Source organism: Paenibacillus validus NBRC 15382, from assembly GCF_004000985.1.
GTDB lineage: Bacteria > Bacillota > Bacilli > Paenibacillales > NBRC-103111 > Paenibacillus_G > Paenibacillus_G validus.
In genome coordinates this window covers 1-8369 of sequence record NZ_BIMH01000085.1, presented here as the reverse complement: position 1 = coordinate 8369, position 8369 = coordinate 1, and the positions used below count along the sequence as shown (strand labels likewise).

5 protein-coding genes, 1 pseudogene, 1 riboswitch and 2 other annotated features are annotated in these 8369 nt (G+C 57.9%); of the genes and pseudogenes, 5 read left to right on the top strand and 1 reads right to left on the bottom strand.

Annotated features, from left to right (window positions below; all coding sequences use genetic code 11):
- The 4 genes and pseudogenes from PVA01S_RS26910 to PVA01S_RS25580 all read left to right on the top strand — a co-directional run.
- A pseudogene (locus PVA01S_RS26910) lies at window positions 1–395 on the top strand (hypothetical protein); the annotation flags it as partial.
- Window positions 376–2982 (top strand): DUF4129 domain-containing transglutaminase family protein, encoded by a 2607-nt coding sequence (locus PVA01S_RS25590; protein ID WP_127610671.1) that lies wholly within the window; start codon window positions 376–378, stop codon window positions 2980–2982. The pseudogene PVA01S_RS26910 and the gene PVA01S_RS25590, both read left to right, overlap by 20 nt.
- A gap of 159 nt (window positions 2983–3141) precedes the next feature.
- A complete protein-coding gene (gene guaA / locus PVA01S_RS25585) occupies window positions 3142–4680 on the top strand; it encodes a glutamine-hydrolyzing GMP synthase (RefSeq protein ID WP_127610669.1) in 1539 nt (512 codons plus the stop codon).
- Between the two features lie 141 nt (window positions 4681–4821).
- A riboswitch (purine riboswitch) is annotated at window positions 4822–4922 on the top strand.
- Window positions 4923–5030: 108 nt separating this feature from the next.
- Entirely contained in the window at window positions 5031–6440 is a 1410-nt protein-coding gene (locus PVA01S_RS25580; RefSeq protein WP_054800505.1) for an NCS2 family permease, read from the top strand.
- Between the two features lie 141 nt (window positions 6441–6581).
- Here PVA01S_RS25580 and PVA01S_RS25575 read toward each other — a convergent pair whose 3' ends face one another.
- The gene (locus PVA01S_RS25575; RefSeq protein WP_127610667.1) at window positions 6582–7001 is read right to left on the bottom strand and encodes an HXXEE domain-containing protein; all 420 of its coding nucleotides are present in this window, start codon (window positions 6999–7001) and stop codon (window positions 6582–6584) included.
- A gap of 105 nt (window positions 7002–7106) precedes the next feature.
- Between PVA01S_RS25575 and PVA01S_RS25570 the strand changes: the two genes are divergently transcribed.
- Window positions 7107–7649 (top strand): YHYH domain-containing protein, encoded by a 543-nt coding sequence (locus tag PVA01S_RS25570; RefSeq protein ID WP_127610665.1) that lies wholly within the window; start codon window positions 7107–7109, stop codon window positions 7647–7649.
- A gap of 69 nt (window positions 7650–7718) precedes the next feature.
- Window positions 7719–7977 (top strand) — a binding site (T-box leader).
- A 56-nt stretch (window positions 7978–8033) separates the two neighbouring features.
- Window positions 8034–8316, top strand: a binding site (T-box leader).
- The last annotated feature ends 53 nt before the right edge of the window (window positions 8317–8369 follow it).

Here is an 8369-nt window from a genome sequence, read left to right as displayed (position 1 = left end):
TGAGCGACGGCCGGGGCGGCAGCGTCGAAGCGCAAGGCCGCGGGCGCTTGCGCGATGTGCTGGCGCTGCTCGCAGCGGTGCCTCAGGGCGATCCTCGCCCGCAGGCGTTCGCCGAGCTGGCGCTGCGCGAAGCGCTTGCTGCCGGCGGCGGAGCCGTCACGCTGGTGACGGCCCGCGCAGACGCGCAGCTGATCCCTGTGCTGCGCCGGCTGCCGGGACGGGCGGTGCAGCTCGTGTACGTGCAAGGCCCGTGGTCGCGCGGTAGCGCTGCCGCGGTGGAGTCGTGGCTGCAGCAGCTGGAGGCGATAGGCTGCCGCGTGACCGTTGTGAGCGCGCTAGCTGTGTCCTCCGCACCGCAGATAGGAGGTGACGGTTATGCCGCATCGGGACATTGACCGTCTGGCGGCGGGAGGGGGAGCGGGACAATTGCCGCATGTGGAGAACGCCTCCCCGACCGCTGCGCTCGCTTCCGCGATGCCTGCCGCTCCGTCTGCATCGGTGGGGTTTTCCGGCTATTCGCCGGGCCTAACGCCGCAGGCAGCGTACGTCTCCCCTGCAAGAGCGCTCGCCTCCACGATACCTGCCGGTCCCGCCGCTGCGGACCGGGACCCGGGCTTCGCGGGCCAGACGCAGTCTGAGCCGCGCGCTTCGTGGGGCGAGGATGCCCTGCTGAGCTTGCTGCTGCTGCTGCTGCTGCTCGAATGGCTGTACCCGCTCGGCCGATTAGCCGAGGTCACCGAGCTTTATTCCATTGCTCCCTTCGTCTGGACGTTCTCGCTGTTCGTTCTGATCGATTCGTTTCGTCCGTCCGCCTGGGCGGTTTGGCCGCTGAAAGCCGCGGGGATCGTGCTGTTCACCGCTTGGCTGCACCACGGTCAAGCCTTTCCGAACGCGGAGGAATGGGCGACCTGGGGCCGGGAGCTGGCAGTCGATTGGAGCGAGGGACTGCAGGGCCGCTTAGGGGCGTGGGAGCCTGCGACGCGAACGCTGCTGTTCACGACCGGCTGGGCGTTCTTCATCTCGGTCGTGCAATCGCTTGTGCTCGATCGCCGTTCCATGTTTTGGCTGGTGCTGATGACGCTGGCGATTCCGATCTTGATGCAAACGGCGTTCGGGTTGGATGCATTAGGGTCCGTTTGCCGCTGCCTGGCTATCGGTCTGCTGCTTCAATTGCTGCTGCAGCCCGGACGTTTGCGGCGCTGGCTTGCGGAGACGGGGACGCCGCCCGCGGCAGGGGGGGCGCCTGCGGACAGCCGCACGGCGCCGATCGCCGCTCAGGGCGTCTGGATGCCCGGTCTGCTGCTGCTTGCCGCCAGCCTCGCAGCCGGCGGTCTGGGCGTGCTGCTTCATCCGCACCAGGCCCAGCCGCCCGATTGGTTGGCGTACATGCGGACGTGGGAAGAACATCTGGCAAACGGGTACCGTGCCGGCGCCTCCGATTCGGTGGCCCGCACAGGCTACGGAGCGGACGACAGCCTGCTCGGGCTGCCCTTGCGCACCGATCCCGGCGTGGCTTTCACGGCGGTTACCGAGCGTCTGACCTATTGGCGCGGCGAAGCCAAGAGCCGTTATACGGGGCAAGGCTGGACGGAGCCTGAACCGACGATGCTCCAATCCCGCTTGGGCGAGCCGACGCCGGAACTGGCGGCTTCGTCCGCCTATACAGCCGTTATCCAGGAGGTGGCGTTAGCCGATTCGACGTTGAACCGCTTCCTGCTTGCGGGGGGGACGATCACCCGCGTCGACGCCTTGCAAACCGCACGGGGACAAGCCATCCCGGTCGATTGGGTGTGGAAGCAGGCGGAGACGGACCGATATGTGATGCCGGCGTTAACGGACCCGCTGTCGTTCTATCGTCTCGAAGCCCGCGTGCTGACCGACCGTTCGATGCTGCAGCGCGATGCGGGAACCGATTATCCCGCCGCCGTCCGCGAACGGTTCCTGCAGCTGCCTGAAGCGCTGCCGGAACGCGTCCGCGGGCTGGCGCGTCAAATTACGCAGCAGGCCGAGACGCCTTATGCGAAAGCCGACGCCATTGAGCGGTACTTGCGCGAGCATTACGCGTACCGCACGGACAATACGCGGCCCGCCGCGACCGGGGAGGACCTGGTTGACCGCTTCTTGTTCGAGCAGCGCGCCGGATACTGCGATCACTTCTCAACGGCGATGATCGTGCTGCTGCGCGCTTCCGGCGTTCCCGCTCGCTGGGTGAAGGGGTTTACGCCCGGCGAAGTCGTCGCGTCGGAGAAGTTGGACGATAGGACACGATACCACGTGCAGGTGCGGCAGCAAGACGCCCATGCTTGGGTGGAGGTGTATTTCCCGACGGCCGGCTGGGCGCCCTTCGAGCCGACCCCCGGCTTTAACGGAGAAAGCGTGCCGCCGACCCCGCACACCGGGACAGCTGGGGCCGGGACGGAGGGACAGCCGTCTTCGAACCGCTGGACGGCCGGTGCCGCAGAGCGTATGCAAGCGGCGTACCGTGACCTGGCCGCCTCGCTGGACATACTCGGCGGACGCGCGAAGGCTGCTTGGGGCGGTGTCTCGGCCCGGCTTACCCGGCCGATGCTCGCCGCTGCCGCGGTCATAGCCGGCACCGGCGCGCTCTTGGCGCTCGGCCTTACAGCCGGCAGCCGGCAGCTTCGCACCGCTGCCGCCGAGCAGGCGCGGCCCGCTGCGGCACCGTCCGGCAGCGCGGGCTTGCTGCATGGCTTGCGCCGGTTGTCCGCCCATCGCCTGGGTGAACGGTTCTGGCGCCGGCTGCAGCGGACCTACGGCCCGGCGGCGCCTGCGCAAACGCTGCGCGAATACGCCGCTTCGCGCGCCTGCCTCAGCGAGGCTCACCGGCAGGCGCTGGTCCGTTTCACGCGGCTGCTCGAAGCGCAGCGCTACGCCGATCCTTATGCGTCGTCGCCGGCCCCCGTCTCCAGACAGGCGCTGCGGGACGCTTGGCTGCAGCTGCGGCGCAGCCGCAAAGCGTAGTCGCCGCAAGAGTCCGTCCGCTGCATCGGGACGGGCTTTTTTCATTTTTCGCCATCATGCGACAAAACGGTCAGACAAAGCATTGCCCTTTATCCGGTGTAAGCTTATAATAGGTGTCATTGAAAAATGAACGCTTATTGCAGGAGGAACGTACAAACCATGGACAAGCCGAATGAAATTATTGTGGTGCTCGATTTTGGCGGGCAGTACAACCAGTTGATCGCACGCCGTATCCGCGACTTGGGCGTATACAGCGAGCTGCTGCCGTTCAATACACCGGCCGACAAAATCAAAGCGCTGCAGCCTCGGGGCATCATCTTCTCGGGCGGTCCCGCCAGCGTGTACGGGGAAGCTTCTCCGCTGGTCGACCCGGCCGTATATGACCTCGGGGTGCCGATTCTCGGCATTTGTTACGGGATGCAGATGATGGCCCATCAGTTGGAGGGCAAGGTGGAGCCCGCTTCGAAGCGCGAGTACGGCAAAGCCGAAGTCGATTTCGCGGATGCTTGCGGACTCGTGCACGGGCTCGATAAGAAGCAAACCGTATGGATGAGTCACAGCGATCTTGTCGTGCAGACGCCGGAAGGCTTCGTCGTCGACGCGAGCACCGAGCATGCGCCTATCGCGGCCATGAGTCATCCGGAGAAGAAGATGTTCGCCGTTCAATTCCATCCGGAAGTGCGCCATTCCGTCTACGGCAACGAAATGATTCGTAATTTCCTGTACCATGTATGCGGGTGCGAGGGAACGTGGAGCATGACGACCTTCATTGAGGACACGATTCAAGAAATCCGCGAACAAGTCGGGGACCAAAAGGTGCTGTGCGCCCTGAGCGGCGGGGTCGATTCGTCCGTGGTGGCGATGCTGATTCACAAAGCGATCGGCGATCAGCTGACGTGTATGTTTATCGACCACGGCTTGCTGCGCAAAGGCGAGGCGGAGAGCGTGATGGATACGTTCGTCGGCAAATTCGATATGAAAGTCGTCAAAATCGATGCCCGCGAGCGATTCCTGGGCAAATTGGCCGGCGTCGACGATCCGGAACAGAAGCGTAAAATCATCGGCACGGAATTCATTCGCGTCTTCGAAGAGGAGTCGGGGAAATTCGACGACTTCGCGTTCTTGGCGCAAGGCACGCTGTATACGGATATCGTGGAAAGCGGTACGGCTACGGCACAAACGATCAAATCGCATCACAACGTCGGCGGATTGCCGGAAGATATGAAGTTCAAGCTGGTGGAGCCGCTCAAAGCGCTGTTCAAGGACGAGGTGCGTAAGGTCGGCGAAGAGTGCGGACTGCCGGCGGCCATCGTGTGGCGTCAGCCGTTCCCGGGTCCGGGACTGGCCATCCGCGTGCTTGGCGAAGTGACGGAGGAGAAGCTGACGATCGTTCGCGAATCGGATGCGATTCTGCGCGACGAAATCGCCAAAGCCGGTCTCGACCGCGAGATTTGGCAATATTTCACGGCGCTGCCGAACATGAAGAGCGTCGGCGTTATGGGTGACGCCCGTACGTATTCGTATACGGTCGGCATCCGTGCAGTAACCTCCATTGACGGCATGACGGCCGACTGGGCTCGTATTCCATGGGATGTGCTGGAGAAAATTTCGGTCCGTATCGTCAACGAAGTTGACAACGTCAACCGGATCGTGTATGACATCACCTCCAAACCGCCTGCCACGATTGAGTGGGAATAAACGAAAGAAGGCTCGTTCTCGCGACATACGAGAGCGGGCTTTTTGTTAGGTCGAATGCCGAACGATAGCGTTGAGAAAAATGTCGAATGTTCGGTAATTTTGGTTGACAGCAGTGACATCACTTTTTATAATGAATACAGGAATTGAAGAGAATAACCGTTTCGTATAATCCCGGGAATCGGCCCGGGAGTTTCTACGAGGTCACCGTAAATGATCTGGCTACGAACAAGAAAGCACGTGTTTCGCGGAATCCCGCGGAGCCTTTTTTCTTGTGAGCCCGGACCGTCAGGTACCCGGGCTTTTCGTCGTTGTTTTCGAAAACACTCTTTCCGAGGGGGATTTTGGAAAAAATGGATCGTTTGTTTAAGCTAAAAGAGAACGGCACTACAGTTCGTACCGAAGTGATGGCCGGGCTAACCACGTTCATGACGATGGCGTATATTTTGGCCGTCAATCCGAACATTCTTAGCGCATTCGGCTCCGGCGCGACGGGAATGGACTGGACGGCCGTGTTTTTGGCAACCGCGATTGCCGCAGGCGTCATTACGATCTGTATGGGGCTCTTCGTGAATTTTCCGGTCGCCTTGGCGCCGGGGATGGGGTTGAACGCCTATTTTGCGACGGTGATCCTGGCTTCGGGCGGCACGTTTACGTACCAGATGGGCTTGACGGCCGTTTTTATTTCGGGCTTGATTTTCATCGTATTGACGGTGACGAAGGTGCGGCAGATGCTGATCGTCGCAGTTCCGGACAGCTTGAAGCACGCGATTACGGTCGGAATCGGGCTGTTTATCGCGATTATCGGATTGAAGAACAGCGGGCTGCTGACCGTTGCGGTCGAAACGCTGAACGATGTGCCGAAAGGCAAATATACCGATCTGCTCTCCTTTGAGACGGTCTTCCATATCGGCAGCATGCATAACGTCAACGTGCTGCTCTGCATCATCGGACTTGCATTGATCTCGATTTTGATAGTGCTGCAGGTGCGCGGCGCGATTTTGTTCGGCATTCTGCTGACGACGGTAGTGGGCATGTTCATGCATAATCCGGACGGTACGCCGGTTGTCAATTTGGCCACGCTCGGCAGCGAGAAGACGACCTGGGTGCCGGACCTTAGCAAGCTGGCCTTTGCTGAATTCGATTTTGCAGGGATTATGAATGCAGGGATTATTTCCGTCATCTTGACGTTCACATTTGTGGAGCTGTTCGATACATTCGGAACGCTCGTCGGTACGGCGAACCGTGCCGGATTCATGAAAGACAAAGTCGAAGGCCAGAAACGCGTCGGCAAAGCGATGATGGTGGATGCGATCGGCGTCAGCGGCGGGGCCTTGGTCGGTACGAGCACCGTGACGGCTTTCGTCGAAAGTGCTGCGGGGGTCGCCGAAGGCGGACGCACCGGCTTGACGGCGGTGACGACGGGCGTCTGCTTCTTGCTCGCCTTGTTCCTTGCCCCGATTGCCGCGCTTATTCCGGGTTCCGCGACAGCGGCGGCGCTTATTATTGTCGGCGTGCTGATGATGCAATCGGTTCGCGAGATCGACTTTCAAGATTTGGTTTACGGCATTCCGGCGTTCTTCACTGTCGCGTTCATGCCCTTCACGTACAACATCGCCAACGGGATTTCGTTCGGGATCGTCAGTTATGTCTTGCTGGCCACCGTCGCGAAACTGAGCGGCAAAGGCCAATATAAAGTCCATTGGCTGATGTGGGTGCTGGCGGTGCTGATCGTGCTGCGTTATATGTTTATCACGGAGTAGCAGACTCCAGCCTGCCATTTGCGTAAAGGCTTCGGTGTCCGGCATGAACCGGGCATCGGGGCTTTTTTAATAATTAGCTCTGTTAAAGGTTCATGTTGTAACACACCTGTTCGTTGAACAAGGAGCATGATCAAATTTCTGCTAAGTTAAGCGGTCTAACAAATAAATGGTATAAGGAGTTACTAAAAAGACAGCTGTATAGAGACCTGGGGTATATGTTTTTAGTAACCATGTTTGCAAGATGTGGGCTACATTGTGTATGAGTACAAATATCAAGAAGGAAAGATATAAAATCGAACTCCATAAACTTTCTAAGTTTTGGATTTTAATGAAAGTAATTATAGACATCGTTAAGAATATAAAAACATCTCTCTTCGCAAAGGAATAAGAATTAACGTTCCAAAATTGCCAAATCTTTTTGCTTATCCGGTTGCTGTTACCCGTTATTCTGCTTTCCGTTCTTTTCGCCCATTTTTCAACAGCTATAATTTCCTCAAAATCATGAAGCATAAATATTACTACGAATAACCATATAGCATTATATAGCTCAAGCTGAAACATGATATTTTTCTCCTCTGCTTATAGTTGGGATATAAATTTGCGGGGATTTCCATTAAACTTCGATAGTGCATCCGCTTTATCCTTTGTTAAACCTATTAATGATTCTTGGCACTAAAGATTTCTACCGACCAGGAGCTGAGCAGCTCGTCAGACACGGATTCGACGCTTACGCCTGCACCGAATTCGGCGTCTCCGGCTCCGAAAGAAAAGATTCCGGACGGATCGGTAACCGTACAATTGCCTCTGTTCGACCTTTACGTAAACGGGCAGCAAGTAGTCAACGACGCCACGGAATACCCTGTTATCTTATACAACGATATCACCTATTTTCCGATGACCTGGAACTACACGCAAGCTTTGGCTCTGGAAACAAAGTGGGATGCGGAAGTCGGGTTTGTAGTTCGGAAAACGGATAACGAAGCCGGGGCTTTGGATTTGGATTGGGGTACGCCTTCCTCCAAGCTGTACGCGAAACTGCCCGCCTTTAACGTTTACGTAAACGATGCGTGGATCGATAACGCTAAGGAACCGTATCCGATTCTTGTTCTGAACGACATTACGTATTTTCCGATGACATGGAAGTTTGCCGTGGAGGAGTTAGGGTTGACGATGAAGTTCGAGAACGACGCTTTCTATATCTCGAAATAATCGGGCGCTGTTTTTTCCCGAATGACGCATTGACATTCCATCCGGCGCATACTATAATGACTAACAAATCAAAACGCAATGATCGGGAACAGTAACCGCCATACCTATTCAGAGAGCTGCGGGTCGGTGCAACGCAGTTGGGGAACACGGTGAAACTCGCCCGGGAGCGGCAAAGCCAAGAGCCAGCATGCAAGCGCGCATGACTAAGAAGGCGGTAAGCTTTGACGGTTCGCCACCGTGATCCGGCTTTGAGCGGACTTCGCCTGCGCCTAGGGCAGAGGAGTCAACAAGAGTGGTACCGCGACGGGAACAGCCTGTCGTCTCTTTGATAGAGACGGCGGGCTTTTTTATTTTCCCAGCCGGGAGTCTCTACATGAAATAGTCAGAAACGCGAAGAACGGGAACAGTAAAGCGAACCGATCGGACAGAGAGCTGCGGGGTGGTGCGACGCAGTCGGCGGAAGCTTGAAGCTCGCCCGGGAGCGGCGGAATTGATGGGAATGGAACCGTACCCGGATGGGGCGGCCGGAGCCCGTAGATTTCGACGGAGACGTCTCCGTGATCAACATTCGAGGTGGAAGCAGCCTCATGCCGGTAGTGCACGACCGCATGGACGCAGCTTCAAGAAGAGTGGTACCGCGGCAAGCTTACAGCCTGTCGTCTCTTGATAGACAAGAGACGATGGGCTTTTTCATTTGGAGGAACACACATTCTTAAGGAG

Coding starts and splice junctions, on each gene's coding strand:
- guaA (WP_127610669.1), top strand. CDS start 3,142: ATGGACAAGCCGAATGAAATTATTGTGGTGCTCGATTTTGGCGGGCAG.
- PVA01S_RS25575 (WP_127610667.1), bottom strand. CDS start 7,001: ATGTTTCAGCTTGAGCTATATAATGCTATATGGTTATTCGTAGTAATA.
- PVA01S_RS25580 (WP_054800505.1), top strand. CDS start 5,031: ATGGATCGTTTGTTTAAGCTAAAAGAGAACGGCACTACAGTTCGTACC.
- PVA01S_RS25590 (WP_127610671.1), top strand. CDS start 376: ATGCCGCATCGGGACATTGACCGTCTGGCGGCGGGAGGGGGAGCGGGA.